The sequence below is a fragment of the Anabaena sp. WFMT genome (assembly GCF_051781005.1).
In the GTDB taxonomy this organism is placed as follows: domain Bacteria; phylum Cyanobacteriota; class Cyanobacteriia; order Cyanobacteriales; family Nostocaceae; genus Anabaena.
Genome location: NZ_JBPWOA010000037.1, coordinates 122,582 through 140,602 on the forward strand (window position 1 = coordinate 122,582; position 18,021 = coordinate 140,602).

Genomic DNA, 18,021 nt, shown 5'->3' on the forward strand with positions numbered 1-18,021 from the left:
ACTTTTCCTCAACCTGCACCCTGCCTCTTATGGGTACTCGTGAGAAACAAATGGGACTGCAACTACTTCTCCCTCGGTTGCACCAACTTGCACCTTTAAGCCCACACCACCTGCTTTACTGCGAATATAACCTAGTCCAAAGTGACCATCAGGCGTTTCCGTGTAACTGGTGAGTTTACCGACTTTTTCATCTCCAATTGTCATCACGGTTCCTGGTTCAGCAGCAGCATCAAGACGGATTCCCCACAGGTATTGTTTTACACCTTTATAAGTATTTAATCTAGCAATGGTTTCTTGTCCGATGTAGCAACCTTTGTTAAAGGAAACTGTTTGCCATAGCCCTACTTCTAGGGGATTATAATCATCAGTGAGTTCAAAATCTGGTGCTGGACGACCTTGTAAGATTCGCAAAGTTTCCCAAGCGCGATCGCTCAATTCTACCGCACCCAATTCTAAAATTCGCTCCCACCACTTTTGTTTTTCAGCGATCGGTAAAATTAGGGTATATCCAGGTTCAGCCAAGCCACTACCCACAGCAAATATCGCACCATCAACCAAGATGTGGTTCCCATAAGGTTGACCGATAAGCGCCCCAGCACCAAGCTTTTCAATAATGCCGTTACTTTGAGTCCCAATTAAGCTCAGGATAGCTGTTTCTTCCGTTACATCGGTTAATACTACCTTGTCAGCAAAGAAGATATAGCGATCTAACCATTGCATCAAGAACTCACGACGGTTAGCCGAAACCAACAATAAAACAGCATCATCGAGAACATAACCAGTCACCAAATCAATTGTGCGGGCTGTGGATGTTAAAAATACCGTATCACAGCCTTCTCCTGGTTTGAGGCGTTGGAAATCATTAGTACTTTGTCCGTGTAAAAAGCGGAGACGATCAGCGTCAGAAATACGGATGATTCCCAAATGAGAGCGATGGCTACGCCCGCCGCAGGCATCGCTTACAGCAACCCCTTCCCTCGCTGCCTGGATAGCGGCTGCGTCTTTACCGTCAATTGCAGATGTTGGCATAGTAATGAAAACTTGCCCTATTCTAATGTTTTTGCCTGAAAAATCTTAGCAAATAAGGGTTTGTTGCTTCAACTTATTTTGAGATATAGCGGTATGCATTTGAATGAAATACATTATAGCCCCCTCATCGCTTGCGGGGAGGGGGTTGGGGGTGGGGTTCTTGTATCTCACTCAACCAAGAACCGCTATAGTCATTTATTCACCGAAAAAACACAAAATCACATACTCTATATAATTTTTGTCATCTGTCAAATTTAAGATATACCATTTAAAGGTTTGTTGTGAAATCCCCAGGAAATAGGTCAAATTAAAGATGTAAAAATCGCTTTTTTGGTGTTAAATGTTGAGTATTGCTCAAATTTCTGGAATTAAATCAACAGAAACCATAACTCTGTTGTCGTCATGATTTGTGTAGGAGTGAATGTGAATACTATGTTTATGCGTAAAAATCTTTTTTGCTTACCAAGTTTAACTGCGATCGCCATTTTAGGTAGTAGTTTATCCGCAACTGCTCAGACAACTCAACCATTTGCCACTGTAATGCCTGACAATCAGGTAAGTACCGAATTCCAGCTGCAAACCAACTTTCCTACAGAGGTAATAACCTCTACCGAAACTGGGGAGAACCTAATGTCTGACAGCCAATTGAGTGCAGAACCCACTGCAACCAAATTTGCTGAAGTACAGCAGTTTCCCGACGTTGTTACAGAAAAAACTTCTAATCGGACAATCATCCCCGTACCCGGAACAGTCGCCACATCATCAATCATGTTGACAGATGAAGGGACAGAACCTACTTCCGAACCATCTGCGGCTCAAGTAGCACAGCCCAACCAAATAGCACAATCGGATATTGATGTAGGAAGATCAACCCGTGGTGGTAGTAGCTATGTTGGACTTGCAGGTAACATCGGGTTAAGCGGTGGTACTTCATCCCTAGCCGATGGTAACTTCACAGTAATCAGCAAAATCGGTTTTACACGGTCTTTATCTGTCAGACCAGCAGTGATATTAGGGGATAATACGACCTTTCTCATTCCCATCACTTACGATTTTTCATTCCAGCAAATAGGAGATCCCTTTACCGAACGTCTACCCATTGCTCCTTATGTAGGAGTCGGTGCAGCCATTCAAACTGGAGATAACTCTGAAACGGCTGTCCTAGTAACTGGTGGTATTGATGTACCTCTAAATAATAGATTTACCGCCACAGCCGCTGTCAATGCAGGATTTTTCGATCAAACCGATATCGGCCTCTTGGTAGGAGTTGGTTACAACTTTGGCGGATTTTAAATAGCAGGAGTCAGGAGTCAGCCCTTCGACTTGTCTTCGACACACTACGTGAACGCTCAGGGCAAGGAGTCAGGAGTCAGGAGGAAGATCAATAAATCCTCCTCATCTCCCCCAAATTATTTGGGACTAACTTTATCAATCACCTTTATTTTGCCATCATCTCCCACTGTCCAAACATCGTAGACTCCAATGACATCGCCATTAGCATCAACATCTACGTTGCCACTAGCTCCTTGATAGTTAATTTTTTTACCCTCTTTTAGCAACTTCAGACCTTCACAGACATCTGTTACTTCTGTACCTTCTCCACCAGCTACTTCCCGGATTTTGCCAGCAATACCAACACCTGTATTTTCTTTAGCCGCTTGTGCTGCCAATGTTAACAAAGCAGCAGCATCCCAAGCTTGGGGTGCGTATTCTCCTGGGGAACCGCCTTTTTTCTCTTGCCAAAGTTTTTTGAAAGCTGCTAATGCTTTACCATCAGAACCAGGGACTGTACCAATCGCACTGGATAGAAGATATTTTCCATCAGGACTTTTACCTACTTGCTCAGGAAAACTATCTGACTTCACTCCATCTGTCAGCATAATTTGTACTCCTTTGGCTAAACCTTGTTGATAGGCAGCTTTGAGGAATAAACTACCTGTTTCGGCGTACATCACAGCTAGTACTGCATCTGGTTTACCCGCAAAAGTAGCACCCGCTTCAGTATCAAATGTTTGAGCTTTAGGGTCGTAGCGGACAGGTTTATCTTTATTAACTACGGTTCCACCTAGTTTTTCAAAGGTTTGGACAAATGCTTTTTCAAAACCTACGCCATAATCGTTGTTGATGACGACTGTAGAAACTCTTTTAAAACCTTTTTTCTTCGCAAGTTGGGCTAAAGCCAGTGCTTGGTAGGTATCTGGGGGAGCCGTCCGCGCCCAATATCCTTTAAAGTCACCTTTTTGGGCTTTGTCTGTAAATACGGGGCTGGTGCTACCAGGAGAAACCAGCATAACTTTATTAGGAGTGGCAACGGAAATAGCCGCAGTAGAAACGCTACTAGCAAAGGAACCAACTACACCAGCTACTTTATCCACAGTTGCTAATTTAGTCATGCCGGCAGCACCAGCTTTGGGGTCGGTTTGGTCGTCTACTTCTACTAAGGTGACTTTTTCGCCATTGACTCCACCGCAAGCGTTGACTGTATCAACAAGCAAGGGAACAGAACCAACCATTTGCTGGCCTATGGAAGCTAAGTCACCAGTTGTTGGTAACAAGCTGCCAATTTTCAGCCCTTTGCTGCTGCCAGATGTGCTGGTTGAGTTAACTGCTGGGGTCGCACTAGTTTCGTTGGGGGTTGGGTTGGTTGTGGTGGTATTTTCACAAGCAGCCATGAAAAAGCCGCTGGCTATAGTAACTACACTTAAGGTCAGGGAAACACTAATTTTAGACATATATCACTTTCAATGTTAGTCACTTCGTCACTCGCCTTTGGGTGAGTTAGAAGCTTGTTTTGGATCAAGCTAAATAATAACACCCCTCTGAAGGAGTATAATTGCCTAAGGAATATTAATATTTGTAAACGCACAAATACTTGATGTGTGTTAGTTAAAAACGGAGAGGGAGGGATTCGAACCCTCGGATGGACCTTACGATTCCATCAACAGATTAGCAATCTGCCGCTTTCGACCACTCAGCCACCTCTCCTGGTCATGGATACTAATAGTAGCAGATGTTTTGAGTTAAGTCAATATTTTTTTTGACCTTAGGCAAAAACCTATTTTTTCTTATCTCAATTTAGTAGTTTTAACCATTGTACGGACGGAGTTACCGCCCGTATCAAGTGTTAAAGTACTTGCGATCGCATCCAAGCCGCTGGCAGAGTACGGAATTTTTGCCATTGGGGGACGTAAGCACGCTGACTGAATACTTCATAATCATTGCGCTCAATCACATCTAGAATTTGCCCATACAGCATGGAGGCTGCCCAAACTGGCCAACGGGCATCGGGTGCTAGGTAAGAAATTCCCTGATCTGCCTGGATATAAAATTCACGGGCGCGAGCAATTTCAAAGCGCATGAGGGAACGCCAACGGTCATCTACGACACCTTTAAAGAAGTCTTCTTCGGTGTAGTTGAATTTGGCGAAGTCTTCTAGGGGAATGTAGATTCGCCCCCGTTTTGCGTCCTCACCAACATCCCGAAGAATATTAGTGAGTTGATTGGCAATTCCTAGAGCGATCGCTTCTGCTGTGGGAACATAAGGCTGTTGGTTTTGATGCCAAGGTGCTGTATAGACACTTTGATCTATACCCATAATTGCCGTTGACATTAAGCCGACAGTACCAGCAACACGGTAGCAGTAGAGGTATAAATCCTCAAAGGTTTCATAACGACTACGATATAAATCCATGCGCTGACCAGCAATCATATCCCGGAAAGGTTGAATGTCGATGGCAAAGCGTTGGAGAGTATCCACTAAAGCTACATCGTAGTTGTCCAAGGGGCAGCCCGCAAAAATTGAGTCCAGCTGCTTTTCCCATAGGTCTAGGGTTTCTGGGGTGGTGAGAGCAGATGCGGGCCCATCTACTAATTCATCTGTACGGCGACACCAAGCGTATATTGCCCAAACAGATTGACGCTTTGCCGGACTCATCAGCAATGTACCCAGGTAAAATGTCTTGGCATACTTAGCAGTGAGTTCCTGACAAAGTTTGTAGGAATTGTCTACAGAGACCAGCGTTTTCATGCGCGGGGGGGAATCAGGCAGTTGCAGCATTCGTTGCGGGCGGTCGAGTTAGCGTTTGCAGGTGGGAAGAGTTTGCTACCGGTGGCGCTATGGCTCCTTTGTCGCCACGCGAGCTATCAAAGATCGCCTGCGCTGTTAGCTTACCAGAAAGTACGGCACCTTCCATACTGGCTAGGTAGCGTTGCATGGTGTAATCCCCAGTCAGATAGAAGTTAGAAATGGGGGTTTTCTGTGAGGGACGGTGCTGTTGACGACCTGGGGTGGCTTTGTAAACTGAACGTGGTGTTTTCACGACGTGATATTTCAGCAGCTTGGTTGGGTTGTCTACCCCAAAATGTTGAGGGAAGAGTTTTTCCAACTCGGTAATCGTGGCAGCGACAATCTCTTCTTCAGACTTGGAAATCCAATCTTTAGCCGGTGCTAGAACTAATTCCAGCATAGAACGGTCAGGATTGGCATATTCACGGCAGGTATTACTCATATCAGCATATACGCTGAGGAGGGGCGATCGCGAAAATAGCAGATGATCAATATCTGTTAATTTGCGGTCAAACCATAAATGTACATTAATGACTGGTACACCTTCCAACCCATTTAGCTGTTGGAAAAACTCCATTTGCTGCCAAGGTGTAGGCAAAATCACCTTTAACGGGTCAACAGGCATGGCAGATACATAGGCATCTGCTGTAAATATTTCATCTTCTGCCCCATCTAAGCCCCGCAGTAAGAATCCTTTTACTGTACCGTCTTCGTTAAGTAAAATCTCTTTCAAAGGCGCATTCAGCCGTACCTCACCACCACGTTCAGTGATGTAATCTATGATTGGCTGACACAATCTCTCTGTGGGTGAACCATCCAAGAAGGCCATTTTAGAGCCGTTTTTCTCTTGGAGAAAGCGATTCAGGGCTGTAAGGAGGACGGTGGCAGATATTTCATCGGGGTCAATGAAGTTCAACGCTTTTGACATGGCGATGAAAACTTCTTTTTCTACCCGTGGAGGAATATTTTGCTTTTGCAGCCACTCCCGCCATGAATATTTGTCCATTTCTTCAACATACTGTTGCCCTTTGAGGATGGCTGGGAGTAAACCAATTCCGAAACTGATTTTTTCCGGCCATGTCAGCATATCGTTGTTTCTCAAAATTGCCACTACACCATTGATAGGGGCTGGCAAGTCAGGGAAATCAAAGCGGCTGTAAGTACCTGGTGCATCCGGTTGGTTGAAGATCATTGTGTGTTCTTTCCACTGCAACCGATCTTCAATGTTCAGTTCTTTGAATAACTGCAACATATTGGGGTACGCCCCAAAGAAGATATGCAGACCCGTTTCGTACCAGTCGCCATCAGCATCTTTCCACGCTGCCACTTTGCCCCCTACTACATCTCGGCGTTCCAAGACAATGGGAGTGTGTCCTAAATCTGTGAGATATTTGGCGCAGGAAAGTCCTGCTAAACCAGCACCCGCGATAGCTACGCTGCACTTCGTGTTCGCTACTCGCATTTAAACCTACTGCTTTTCAATATTTCTTAACCGTTTTCTCGTTCTCATTATATGTTGCAATCCGTTACATTTGGCATCACTTCCTGAAAAGGCTGAGGAATTAGAGACCAAAAGATAAAGTAGAGAGGATTTAATTTTCTTTTGGTCAGCCGATTATGCACACATCTCAGCAGTCGCACAGCTTTGGTAATCACCTGATTCTCGGTATTTCTGGTACAATTCTCAGCGATGATGATAAGCGGGCGCTCAATGAGCTAAAACCAGTGGGAGTGATTTTTTTCGCCAAAAATTTTCTTGATGGTGTACCTTATCCGATTTGGTTAGAAAGCTTCCAGCAGTTAATTGACCAAGTTCGCCAATATACTGAACGTGACTTGATGTTTACTACATTAGACCATGAAGGCGGACGGGTTGTGCGGACACCTTCACCTATTACCCGTTTTCCTCATGCTTATTTATTACAAAGACGCGCATATGAAGTAGCAAAAGCCACGGCTATAGAACTTAAATCACTGGGAATTAATCTTTCTTGGTCTCCTGTTGCAGATATTTTCTCCAATCCTCACAACCCGATTATTGGATCTCGTGCTTTTGGGACTACCCCCGCAACTGCTAGTCAAGGTGCGCGGGAATATTACCGAGGATTGCGGGAGGAGGGCATTTTAGGTGCTGCTAAACACTTTCCTGGACATGGAGATACTAGTACAGATTCTCATCTAGAGTTACCAATATTAAATTTAAGTTTAGAAGATTTACAAAATCGGGAACTGATACCTTTTCAAACATTGATTCAGGAACAGGTTCCGTTAATTATGACAGCCCATATTTTGTTTCCTCAAATAGATCCTGATGTACCAGCAACATTATCCAAGACTATCTTAAATAATATTTTGCGGGATGAACTCGGTTTTCAAGGTGTGATTGTTTCTGATGATTTAGATATGAAAGCCGTTTCGGAAATGTTTATGCAGTCGGGAACTATAGTGCGTGCATTTAATGCTGGTTGTGATTTATTTATAGTTTCTCGAAATATTAATTCTTCTGCTTTAGCAAGAACATATAAAATGGCGGAAGACTTTACTAATTCGTTGCGTAATGGTAGCTTAGATACAAAAGTAGTAGAAATTTCTCGGCAGCGAGTTGATAATTTATTGAAATCAACTCCCCAATATTCAGTTTATCAACTTGATCAAGAAACTTTGGTCAAGAATGCAGAGTTAGCAATTAGTTGTAATTTTTAGAATCAACAGCAATCATAACTAGTTTTTGTTTTTCAGGGGAGTAAAGCTGATTCCTTTAAGAAATCAGCTTTATTATATTATGTTGGCACTTATTGCAAATGAATTAGATTAATATCTAAATTCATTATTTAGTGGTTGAATCTTGATAAGAAAAGCCAGATTTAAGTAACTAAATCACTTTGGCTATTTTTTCCAGCCTTGGTATTGAGCTAACATCGCTTCTTTGTCGGTTATTTCACCTATTCCTGGAGGAGCGAGATAAGCAAGACCTAATGCTTGGAGATATTTGCTTTGATTAAACTTAGTTTCACCGTTTTCATCGCTTTGTTCTTGCCCACCTTGATCTTGACCGCCTTTAATGTTAGCAGATGCTTCAGCACTAAGTTCAGTCAACAATTCTTGGATTTCGATTTTTTCGGAAAATAACATCAATTTTCTCCTAAATACACCTGGAGCATAACGTTAGTTGAGAACTAATTTGTAATTACTCAACTAATCACTTGCTTATTTGTATAGTAGAGTCCATTATTTTTGATTACCTCCGAATGCTCAGAATTGACTTAGGTAGTAATTGAGATATAGTTAATCTGTTTCAAGTTATTGACAATTAAATGATAATTCCCTGACATACCTAACGAAAATATCTAGTTTAGAGCAAACTCATACAAGCATATTTATCAATAAGCTAGTTAATCACAAATCAGTTGATAAATATAATTTAAAATCTTGAAACTGTTGTGTAGCAATGCTTTGCACACTTACGCTTAATCAAGCCATTTTTTCAGATATACGTAATAATCGTAAATAAAAAGTTATTTAATTAACGATTAGCTATAAAAAATATATCTTTCGTAATAGAATTAAGCATTGGTAAACAAAAAGATATTTGACAAGGATTTTCACTCTCTATAGTATTATTTTTCAGAAACATCTGAGCCTAAAGTATTACTTTCTAGGTTGTATTTACTCTGTTATAATGAAAATAAATGTACTATTATACTTAAATGTACTATTATACTTATTTAGTTACTGAACAATAAGACACGAAAGATGTTTGAACGTTATGAACAGCAAGAGAATATTATATTTCATGGTGATGCTGGCAGCATTTTATCAAATCATATTCCTTCAGAATCAGTAGATTTAATTTTTGTCGATCCTCCCTATAACATAGGTAAGAAATTTGGTAATTTCTATGATAAATGGGAATCTGAAGAAGAATATGTAAATTGGTCATACAAATGGCTGGATGATTGTATTCGCATCCTCAAACCAAATGGCACAATTTATGTAATGACAAGTACACAAGCAATGCCTTATTTTGATCTTTACTTGAGAAAGAAATTAACTATTCTCAGTCGGATAATATGGCATTATGATAGTTCTGGAGTTCAAGCCACAAAATACTTTGGTTCAATGTATGAACCCATCCTTTATTGTGTTAAAGACAAAAATAACTATATTTTTAATGCAGATGATATCAAAATAGAAGCTAAAACAGGCGCACAACGTAAATTAATTGATTACAGAAAATCAGTCCCAACTCCGTATAAAACTGAAAAAGTCCCTGGGAATGCTTGGTATTTTCCTCGTGTGAGATATCGTATGGAGGAATACGAAAATCACCCTTCACAAAAACCAGAATCATTGTTAGAAAGAATAATTTTAGCAAGTAGTCATGAAGGAGGTGTAATACTTGATCCTTTTGCTGGAACTTTTACAACTGCTTCTGTTGCTAAACGATTAGGCAGAAAATCTATAAGTATTGAACTACAAGAAGAATATCTAAAAATTGGTTTAAGGCGGGTTTTAGGAATGCAAGAATATAAAGGAGAAAGACTTTTTCAACCACAAAAAAAACATCATATCAAAAACAAAAATGGTAAAAAACTAGATTTAGAGTTTATATAGAGAAATATTTTTTTGATAAAGTCAGGACTGATGCAAGATGTGACCGAAAACCTGATTCTTACTCTCAGTTGCTCTGATAACATTGGCTAAAATGAGCCAAACTAGGCAATGTTTGGAAGACATAAATTGTTAAAACATCCTCTAAGAGTAAGCCACAAAATAAATGATCCTGTTTTGTCATGCTGAGTGTAGCAAAGCGAAACGAAGCATCTCGGAGGATTCTTCACTACACTTCGTTCCGTATGGCTAACGCCACACTTCGTGAACAGAATGACATTGGGCATTTCTTTTTGTGGAGTTCTCTAAAAATACTTCAAATACCGTGACTTTTGCCAATTACCCAATTGCGCCGGAAAAATCTTGCTAATGCAGATTCTTCCAATGATAAATAAATCGGTCTACCATGTGGACAGGTACGGGGATTACGTGTACGTTGCCAATCATTTAGTAATGTTTGCATTTCTGCTAAACTCATGGGTGTGCCGTTACGAATAGCACTACGACAAGCGACTGCAACTTGGGCTGTTTGTAAATCACCTCCCCAACTTAGTTCTAAAAGTGCTTCGGCGCTGTCTTCACGTTGTTGTAACATTGCGGGAATGTTGCGAACTGCCCAAATTTGTTCTCCAAATGGTTCAATATCTAAATTAATGCGTTGTAATTGGGAAACTTGTGTGGGAGATAATTGATAAAGAATTATTGGGGTTTCAACTGGTAAAATTTGCCAGTTATCACATAATTGCTCATATAAAACTCGTTCATGGGCAATGTGTTGTTCGACTAACCACATTCCGCCTGAATGTTCGGCGACAATATAAGTATTGCTGACTTGGGCAACTGCTTTTAAATAGTGCTGATTATTCTCTTGATTTTGATTTTTAGATTGAAAATTGTAATCGCCTTTTGTTTCTGCAACTTTAAGTAATTTACTAACTCTTGTAGTGTGAATAGATTCTTTGATATTAGCTTCAGAAATATGTAAGGCTTGATTGATTGCTTGGGTAATTTGTTCTTGCCAATAACTGAGTTCGTTGAGGTAAATTTCTGATTTAGCGGGGTTGCGGTTCCAGTTGATTTGGTCAGGAGAGATGGCCAGATGCAAAAAACAAACGGGATAGCGATCGCGCGGTAATGTCTTGTGAAATGCTGAAAGTATGGTTTGCTCTAGTTCTGGTGACTTAATCAGTCTGCCATTAATCGCTACTTTTACCCAATCAGGACGATGACGATGACACCTATCTGGTAAACCGATTACTAATGTAGAGGCAGGGGAATTTTGACTGGGGAGAGGGAAATGGATTTCTTCTAAATCACCTTGTCGCACTTGGGGGAGAATTTGCGGTATTAATTGCCCAACAGTTGCAGCAGGACACAGAGTAAACCATTCCCGGTCATTTTGCCAGACTTGGTAAGTGACATGAGGATGACAGAGGGCGATTTGTTGAATTACACTCTGCACGGCTTTCATTTGCTGTGCTGGGTTGGGTAAACCTTGACGACGGGGGAGACACTTAGCAAATAAATTATCAACTGTCACCACTGTACCAGGTGCGATCGCAGTTACTTCTACTTTGACAACTTCTCCTCCATTCCCATAACTCACCCTCCAGCCTTCTGTTCCCCCCAGAGGACGACTGAGAATTTCCAAATCTGCCAGAGTTGTTAAGCTATGTAACGCTTCACCACGAAACCCTAAACTAGTAATTTTCCACAAATCTGCCGGTGAATATATCTTACTGGTGCTGTGGGCTGTTGCTGCTTGTTGCAAATCATCTAGGTTCATACCCCAACCATTATCTGCTACACGCACTCGCCATTGCTGCGGCCATAGAGAAACCACAATCCTTGTAGCACCAGCATCTAAGGAATTTTCCACCAATTCCCGCACCACAGAGGTTAAAGAGTCAATTACCTCTCCAGCCGTGATTAAATATACAACTTCTGTTGGTAAGGCTTGAATAGTAGATGCCATAAACTCTAGTTTAGCCCCGCAGTCAATCATTCAATAGATTAAAAGAATTTTGTTAATATCTCAAAAGAAATTTTGATTAATTGTAAAGAAAACCCATTATCAGCAAGATATTTGATAGATTGCTGATGAGGTGATAAGCGGAACCAGCTTATGAGTATTTTAGTTGCTGATGTTCATGATTTAAAGTCACGTCTAGAATGGGGTCAACCTGGATTGACAATTATAGATGTGCGCGATCGCAATACCTACAATCACGGCCATATCACTGGGGCAATATCAATACCCCTAGATGACTTGGCATCTCGTGCTAAATCTGCGCTACATACACAACGCCAAATCTATGTTTATGGCGAACATGACGCTCATGCAGCCCATGCAGCCCAAACATTACGAACGGCTGGCTTTACTGATGTATCTGAACTCCAAGGTGGTCTGACAGCTTGGATGACAGTTGGTGGCGCTACAGAAGGGGTGTAAAACTAAGACCTAACACCCAGAACAATAGACATCTGGTGAAAATTAAATATGCGTCTTCCAGAACCCTTGTCAAAAAATTCCATCGGTAGGGATTCTCATATCTACATTCTTTTCCACCAGATGTCTAATTACAGATTATTCTCAACGGGGACGCACAGCGCTAAAAAAATGCGTTCAAATCCCAAATCCTTCACTTTGTTCAGGACGCTTCACGTTTTAAATCAACACATCTGAAAACTATTGACATACTGCTTCGAGTCAACCAAACTAGCAACCGCAGAAACTAACTCATCTAAATTAACTGGCTTGGAAAGGTGTTTCTGAAAACCAGCCTTCAATGTATATTCTTGATCTTCGGCTGAAGCCCAACCTGTCATAGCAATAGCTGGAAACCACCTTCCTTGTAATGCCTCTAAATTTCTAACTTTAGGTAGTAACGAATAGCCATTTTCATCTGGTAGAGAGATGTCGCTAATGAAGATGTCAGGTTTGAATTTGGATATTATTTCTATAGCCTCATGGGCAGAAGCAACAGATATAATTTCTGCCCCTTCCAATTCAAATAATAAAGTCAGTATTTGCCTGGTATCACTGTCATCATCAACAACCAGTAGTCGTAAGTTATCAAGATGGATAGATTGGTTATACATGAATTTACCTATATTTATTTTTAACAGCTTGATTTGTAAAAATAAAGAGACAAAAAAGTATTTACTCCTTTATCTTATGCAAGCTAAATATTAGCTGTCTGTCCGGTTTCGTACATAGAAGCTGAAAATATTCAATCGCAATTATGTTGAGGTAAATTGCCTAGTAACCGCGCATACTCATTTTTGATTACTTGATAACACTCACAGGAACTCGCCTCTAAAGCTTCTCGGTTGAGGATCTTAATATTACCACGATGGTAATTAATCATTCCTGCTTTACTAAGGGTATGGGCTGCCACTGTCACACCAGACCGACGGACACCTAACATCTGAGAGATAAATTCTTGAGTTAGAGGAAATTCATCTAAATTTAGACGGTCAGAAACGGTTAATAACCATCGAGAAAGTCTCTCTTCTAAAGTATGTAGTCGGTTACAAGCCGCACACTGTGCAACTTCAAGGTAGACAGTTTTTACATAGCGTAATAGTAGTTCTTGAATTGCTCCTCCACGATCAAATTCGATTTTAACTATATCTGCATCAATTCGCAACGCATTACCTGGAACTTGGACAATTGCGTTGAGATTTGTGATGTTATCTCCCAAAATTACGGGTATACCCACCATCCCTTCACGACTGACTAAACCAACTTCTACTGATGAGCCATTGTCCATAACACAAAGTATAGAAATAATAGCGCTGTCAGGAAAATAGACGTATTTAATTTGTTCTTCTGCTTCGTAAATAATTTGCCCAGATGAGAGCGAAACAAGTTCTAAATGTGGAGCAAGAAGCTCAAAATTAGAGCGAGGTAAAGCATCAAGCAGCTTATTTTTTGACTTTAGGGAATTATAATCTAATAACATGATATAGCGTTTCCCAGTCTAATGAAGTACACTGATTAAGATAAGGCTGTGCATCTACTTAATGGTAAAAATGAAAGCATATTCTCTCGACTTTCGCCAAAAAATATTTGATACATACTTAGAAAGTGGAATATCACAACGTCAATTAGCAAAAAGATTTCGTGTAAGTTTAAGTTTTGTGGAGAAATTACTAAAGCAATATAGAGAAACACAAAGTATTGCTCCTAAACTGAGGACAGAACAAACTCCTACAAAGCTAAATTCTGAACAACTTAATATTCTCCAAGAAATAGTTGAAGCCAAGAATGATGCTACTTTATCAGAAATTCGCTTAATTATTCAAGAAAGAACAGGAATAACAATTGGTATATCTACAGTAGACCGGATGTTACAGAAGATGGAAATTAGCTTAAAAAAAAACATTGCACGCCTCGGAGAAAGAGACTGAAAGAGTTCAATCGTTAAGAGTACAATTCTGGCTTCAACTTCAGGGTATACCTGCTGAAAACCTTATATTTCTTGATGAATCGGGAGCTAATCTATCTTTAATAAGACACTCGGCTCGTGCTAAGAAAGGTAAAAGAGCGCATGGTTCACGACCTCAAAAACGTTGCAAAAATGTCTCTATAATTGGTGCGATTGCTCTCAAAGGTGTGATTAGTCAATACAGTATTTTAGGTGCAACTGATGGACTGACATTTGAGGCTTATATTTCTCAAAAATTAGTTCCAAATCTGTGGGAAGGTGCTTACGTAATCATGGATAATTGTTCAATTCATAAAGGTGAAGAGATTGAAAAATTAATCAAATCTGCTGGAGCTAAATTGATTTATTTGCCTCCATATTCTCCTGATTTTTCTCCAATAGAGAATTGTTGGTCAAAAATTAAAAATCTACTACGTTCTCTCGGTGCTAGAAGTTATCCAGACTTAGCAAAAGCAATTGAAACTGCTTTTAGTCAAATCTCATTAAATGATATTTATAATTGGTTTACCCACTGTTGCTACTGTACCTCACTAGACTGAGAAAGGCTATAATTCTCCTTATTTTAGCTGTCTTTAGAAAAGGCAACCCAAGGCATAAAGAGAGAAAATCCGCATTTAGCCCTAATGTCAAAAGATGTATTCTCTAAAGTGATCTTTTTAACGGAAATCTTTCACACCAACATATTACCTATCTTTATTATAGATAATCTAGTTGACAAATTGCTGATTTCATCAAATATAGCTTAAATCAAAGAAATTTATACCTTCAATGTTCAAAACTTCTATTTATCTCTTGTCGTTCTATTGATAGATTTATTTTAATCAGGAATTATGTCTTTTTTAATTTCAAATTTCTGCTTTTTAAGCAAGCAATACATCCTTTTATTTTTACGAATTAATCAGGATTGGGATATATAAATTATAACATTTATAACTAAGTCACTTATAATGGATAAAACAAAGAAAAACAGTGGATATGCCCAAATAAAAATCCCCCGCATTCAAGAAGAGGATAATCAAAAGTTGTAATATTCAAATAGAGTCTTACATTGCCAACATCTTATCTGCTTCAGGTTTCAACAACCTATTTAATAAAGATGCCGGACGTTGAGTATAAGGCCAAGCAAATGCATGACGAAAAGCTGCATCTTGACAAGCTTGTAATTGAGCAAAATTGATAATGTCGTAAGTCAAGAGATTTTCATACTCAAACGGTAGTCGCATATTGTGCAAACCAGCATTATCTGTACATATGGCAATATCTACACCTGCTTCAAAACAACGGTCAAAAACTAACTTCAGTTGCCGGATATCCTGTAAAGTTCCTGTTTTCAGGTAAGTTGTGGGACAAACTTCTAAACATTGTCCCTGTTGAGCTACATCTTTAAGTAATTCTGGATATAGTAGGGGAATTTGGATACCGTGACCAATTCGCATTAAATAGGGTAAAAGTACTGGATAGCAACCATCTGTAGTTTCATAAAGATGTCCTGTGGTCTTGATATCCAGAGAATGGGCGTAATTATATAAACTAATCCATTCTTCCATGCGTTCAGCATAATAGCGATCGCCCCCCGCGACATCTATCGCACAGACATATTCTCGATTTTGCGCTGCTAAATCCACAATTGCCTTATTTACTTCATAAGGTAAACGGGAGTGCATACAAAGAATTTGACTAGTGACAATGGGATATTCAGGTAAATGGCTAGATTTGCCCACAATATCTACAATTTCAGTCATTTTATCAATTCTTGCCGCTTGATTTAGATGCTCAGGTGTCCGCAAGTAGGGAGTATAACGCAGTTCTAAATAAGCCAAGTTTTCAAAGATATAAGCACCGCGCAGCAAGCGATAGATAAAGTAAGGTAAAGTCTCTACAGTTTGCACACTTTCTACTAAGGTGTGTAATTCGAGATATTCATCTAAAGTGTTGCGGGGACGTGTGTAAAATTCTTCAAATTCTGGATATTCAGCAAAACGAGAAATTAAATCTTTAGCATGGCGCTCAAAGTACCGCCACAACACACGGGGAACGACTGAACCCCCCAAGTGTCTATGTAACTCAGCGTATAAGGCCATAGTGGTAATTTTTAGATAAAAATTTCATTAATTGTAACAAAATTTATAAATAAAAAAATTTATGTCTAAAGCAGAAGCAGATATTGCTGGGCTAAAGAAGCAACTGTTTTCACTGATAAATTAATAGCTAGAGGAATAGCGATCGCGCCCTTGTTGTTTAGAATTGTATAAAGCTTTGTCTGCTAAGGCAATTAATGTATCCGGCTTCACTTCCATACTGGGTATCAGTGCCGCAATTCCCAAACTGACTGTGACGATATCCTTGATATCAGACTTGACATGAGGAATAGCCAGATCATGAATTATTTGCTGAATTCTAGATGCTACCTTTATCCCTCCCTCTAAATCCGTCTTGGGTAGAAGTACCGTAAATTCCTCTCCACCGTAACGAGCTACCAAGTCTGAAGGACGATTTACATCAAAATGACGAACTAATTGATACACCGATTGGGCAATTTGTAACAAGCAATCATCACCTGCAAGATGCCCATAATAGTCATTGTAGTATTTGAAGTAATCAATATCGAAAATAATCAGGGAAAGTGGCTGCTGTACTTGTGCTAGTTCTTCCCATTCCTGTAGCAACCGATCATTAAAACAACGACGGTTAGCCACCTGAGTTAAACCATCCAAATTTGCCAGTATTTCCAGTCTTTGATTTGCCTGTTGAAGAGCAAGTTCAATTTCTTTTCGCGTAGTGATATCGCGGATAGTAATAGCAAAACCATCACCTAATTTTACAGCCACAAAGTGAAACCAGGAAGACTCACCTGATGGATAGTAAAAATCTCTTTCTAGAGGCTCTGCTGTTTCTACAATCTCAACAAATTGATCAAAGAGTTCTGGCTCAATATGATTGAGAAATTTCCTTAATACCAATTTACCAATTAAATCTTCCCGACTACGTTCAAAGACTCTAGCAATAACAGGATTTACAACCAAACAGCGAAAATCCTCAATATCTCCTGTAGCGGGATTCCGAACAGCTTGCATAGCTGCAATACCATCCAGAGAACTATTTAAAATACTAGCTAATAAAGCCCGAGAATGATGAAGCACCTCTTCTGCTTCTCTGCGGTTATTAACTTCTTTTTGTAACAGGCGTTGCTGACGTTGAATAATTAATTGGTTTTCCAAGCGTGCGACTACTTCTTCAATTTGAAAAGGTTTTGTAATGTAATCTATACCACCTGAGTTAAAAGCAATGACTTTATCAAAAACATCATCTAAAGCACTAATAAAAATGACGGGAATATGCCGTAAATCTTCATCAGCTTTTAGACATTGACATACTTGATAGCCATCCATTTCTGGCATTTTAATATCTAGTAAGATGACATCTGGTTGCTTTATTTTCACCGTCTTTAGTGCCATTCGCCCACTAGTGACGCTGCGAACAGTGTAGCCGAGTTTCACCAGTAAATCGCTGAGTAATTGTAAGTTCTCTGGAATGTCATCGACTAGGAGAATGTTACCTTTGTTTTCAGGTTGAGAATCAAGATTCATTGGTTATCAAGGGTTCGGCTAAATCAACCAACTGTTCAAATTTAAATTTACCGGTGAGTTTTGTTAGTAATTGTGCTAACTGAACTTCTGTTTTTGGAATTTCTCCTACAAGTTGCAAAACGAGGTTAGTATTGGCCTCAAGTGCAGCATCATATAGTTGGTTAATCCATTTTCCAGGCATACAGGTTAAATTTTCCGATGTTAAGGGGCTTTCTGTGTAATCTTCTGGATTAGCAAACAAACTTTCTGCAAAGATGTATCTTACACCAAGATG

At 39.8% G+C, this 18,021-nt stretch carries 16 protein-coding genes and 1 tRNA gene; 5 read left to right on the forward strand and 12 right to left on the reverse strand.

Features of this window, described 5'->3' with window-relative positions; translation table 11 throughout:
- Positions 1 to 27 precede the first annotated feature (27 nt).
- On the reverse strand, positions 28 to 1,029 hold the full coding sequence (ygfZ, locus tag ACSQ6I_RS24125; RefSeq protein ID WP_438892778.1) for a CAF17-like 4Fe-4S cluster assembly/insertion protein YgfZ: 1,002 nt from the start codon (positions 1,027 to 1,029) through the stop codon (positions 28 to 30).
- Positions 1,030 to 1,461: 432 nt separating this feature from the next.
- Between ygfZ and ACSQ6I_RS24130 the strand changes: the two genes are divergently transcribed.
- Entirely contained in the window at positions 1,462 to 2,322 is an 861-nt protein-coding gene (locus ACSQ6I_RS24130; protein ID WP_438892820.1) for a hypothetical protein, read from the forward strand.
- Between the two features lie 116 nt (positions 2,323 to 2,438).
- On the opposite strand, the gene ACSQ6I_RS24135 is transcribed toward ACSQ6I_RS24130, so the two are convergent.
- From ACSQ6I_RS24135 to pds, 4 genes are all read right to left on the reverse strand, one after another.
- Positions 2,439 to 3,761, reverse strand: a complete 1,323-nt coding sequence (locus ACSQ6I_RS24135) for an ABC transporter substrate-binding protein (protein ID WP_438892779.1) — start codon at positions 3,759 to 3,761, stop codon at positions 2,439 to 2,441.
- Between the two features lie 161 nt (positions 3,762 to 3,922).
- Positions 3,923 to 4,014: transfer RNA gene (locus tag ACSQ6I_RS24140), tRNA-Ser, on the reverse strand.
- Between the two features lie 139 nt (positions 4,015 to 4,153).
- On the reverse strand, positions 4,154 to 5,086 hold the full coding sequence (crtB, locus tag ACSQ6I_RS24145; protein WP_438892780.1) for a 15-cis-phytoene synthase CrtB: 933 nt from the start codon (positions 5,084 to 5,086) through the stop codon (positions 4,154 to 4,156).
- A complete protein-coding gene (pds, locus tag ACSQ6I_RS24150; RefSeq protein ID WP_438892781.1) occupies positions 5,070 to 6,557 on the reverse strand; it encodes a 15-cis-phytoene desaturase in 1,488 nt (495 codons plus the stop codon). The genes crtB and pds overlap by 17 nt, the downstream gene beginning before the upstream one ends.
- A 155-nt stretch (positions 6,558 to 6,712) precedes the next feature.
- On the opposite strand from pds, the gene nagZ reads away from it, so the two are divergent.
- Complete coding sequence (gene nagZ / locus ACSQ6I_RS24155) at positions 6,713 to 7,798, forward strand: beta-N-acetylhexosaminidase (protein WP_438892782.1); 1,086 nt, start codon at positions 6,713 to 6,715, stop codon at positions 7,796 to 7,798.
- A gap of 183 nt (positions 7,799 to 7,981) precedes the next feature.
- Here nagZ and ACSQ6I_RS24160 read toward each other — a convergent pair whose 3' ends face one another.
- Entirely contained in the window at positions 7,982 to 8,227 is a 246-nt protein-coding gene (locus tag ACSQ6I_RS24160) for a hypothetical protein (protein ID WP_438892783.1), read from the reverse strand.
- 621 nt (positions 8,228 to 8,848) lie between these two features.
- Here ACSQ6I_RS24160 and yhdJ point away from each other — a divergent pair.
- Positions 8,849 to 9,709, forward strand: coding sequence for an adenine-specific DNA-methyltransferase (gene yhdJ, locus ACSQ6I_RS24165; protein ID WP_438892784.1), 861 nt, complete (start codon positions 8,849 to 8,851; stop codon positions 9,707 to 9,709).
- Positions 9,710 to 10,022: 313 nt separating this feature from the next.
- On the opposite strand, the gene mutL is transcribed toward yhdJ, so the two are convergent.
- Positions 10,023 to 11,681, reverse strand: a complete 1,659-nt coding sequence (gene mutL, locus ACSQ6I_RS24170; RefSeq protein WP_438892785.1) for a DNA mismatch repair endonuclease MutL — start codon at positions 11,679 to 11,681, stop codon at positions 10,023 to 10,025.
- Between the two features lie 150 nt (positions 11,682 to 11,831).
- Between mutL and ACSQ6I_RS24175 the strand changes: the two genes are divergently transcribed.
- Entirely contained in the window at positions 11,832 to 12,158 is a 327-nt protein-coding gene (locus tag ACSQ6I_RS24175) for a rhodanese-like domain-containing protein (RefSeq protein ID WP_438892786.1), read from the forward strand.
- Positions 12,159 to 12,379: 221 nt separating this feature from the next.
- On the opposite strand, the gene ACSQ6I_RS24180 is transcribed toward ACSQ6I_RS24175, so the two are convergent.
- Positions 12,380 to 12,808, reverse strand: a complete 429-nt coding sequence (locus ACSQ6I_RS24180; protein ID WP_438892787.1) for a response regulator — start codon at positions 12,806 to 12,808, stop codon at positions 12,380 to 12,382.
- A 131-nt stretch (positions 12,809 to 12,939) separates the two neighbouring features.
- Complete coding sequence (locus ACSQ6I_RS24185) at positions 12,940 to 13,674, reverse strand: Crp/Fnr family transcriptional regulator (RefSeq protein WP_438892788.1); 735 nt, start codon at positions 13,672 to 13,674, stop codon at positions 12,940 to 12,942.
- A gap of 70 nt (positions 13,675 to 13,744) precedes the next feature.
- On the opposite strand from ACSQ6I_RS24185, the gene ACSQ6I_RS24190 reads away from it, so the two are divergent.
- Positions 13,745 to 14,699 (forward strand): IS630 family transposase gene (locus ACSQ6I_RS24190; RefSeq protein ID WP_438892789.1). Its coding sequence is split into 2 segments (ribosomal slippage): positions 13,745 to 14,088 and positions 14,087 to 14,699, totalling 957 coding nucleotides; the frame shifts between segments, so codons are not numbered across the junction.
- A gap of 504 nt (positions 14,700 to 15,203) precedes the next feature.
- Here ACSQ6I_RS24190 and ACSQ6I_RS24195 read toward each other — a convergent pair.
- From ACSQ6I_RS24195 to ACSQ6I_RS24205, 3 genes are all read right to left on the reverse strand, one after another.
- Positions 15,204 to 16,241, reverse strand: coding sequence for an adenosine deaminase (locus ACSQ6I_RS24195; protein ID WP_438892790.1), 1,038 nt, complete (start codon positions 16,239 to 16,241; stop codon positions 15,204 to 15,206).
- Between the two features lie 120 nt (positions 16,242 to 16,361).
- Positions 16,362 to 17,747: a diguanylate cyclase domain-containing protein gene (locus ACSQ6I_RS24200; RefSeq protein WP_438892791.1), complete on the reverse strand. Its 1,386-nt coding sequence runs from the start codon at positions 17,745 to 17,747 to the stop codon at positions 16,362 to 16,364.
- A complete protein-coding gene (locus tag ACSQ6I_RS24205) occupies positions 17,737 to 17,988 on the reverse strand; it encodes a hypothetical protein (protein ID WP_438892792.1) in 252 nt (83 codons plus the stop codon). The genes ACSQ6I_RS24200 and ACSQ6I_RS24205 overlap by 11 nt, the downstream gene beginning before the upstream one ends.
- Positions 17,989 to 18,021: the final 33 nt, after the last annotated feature.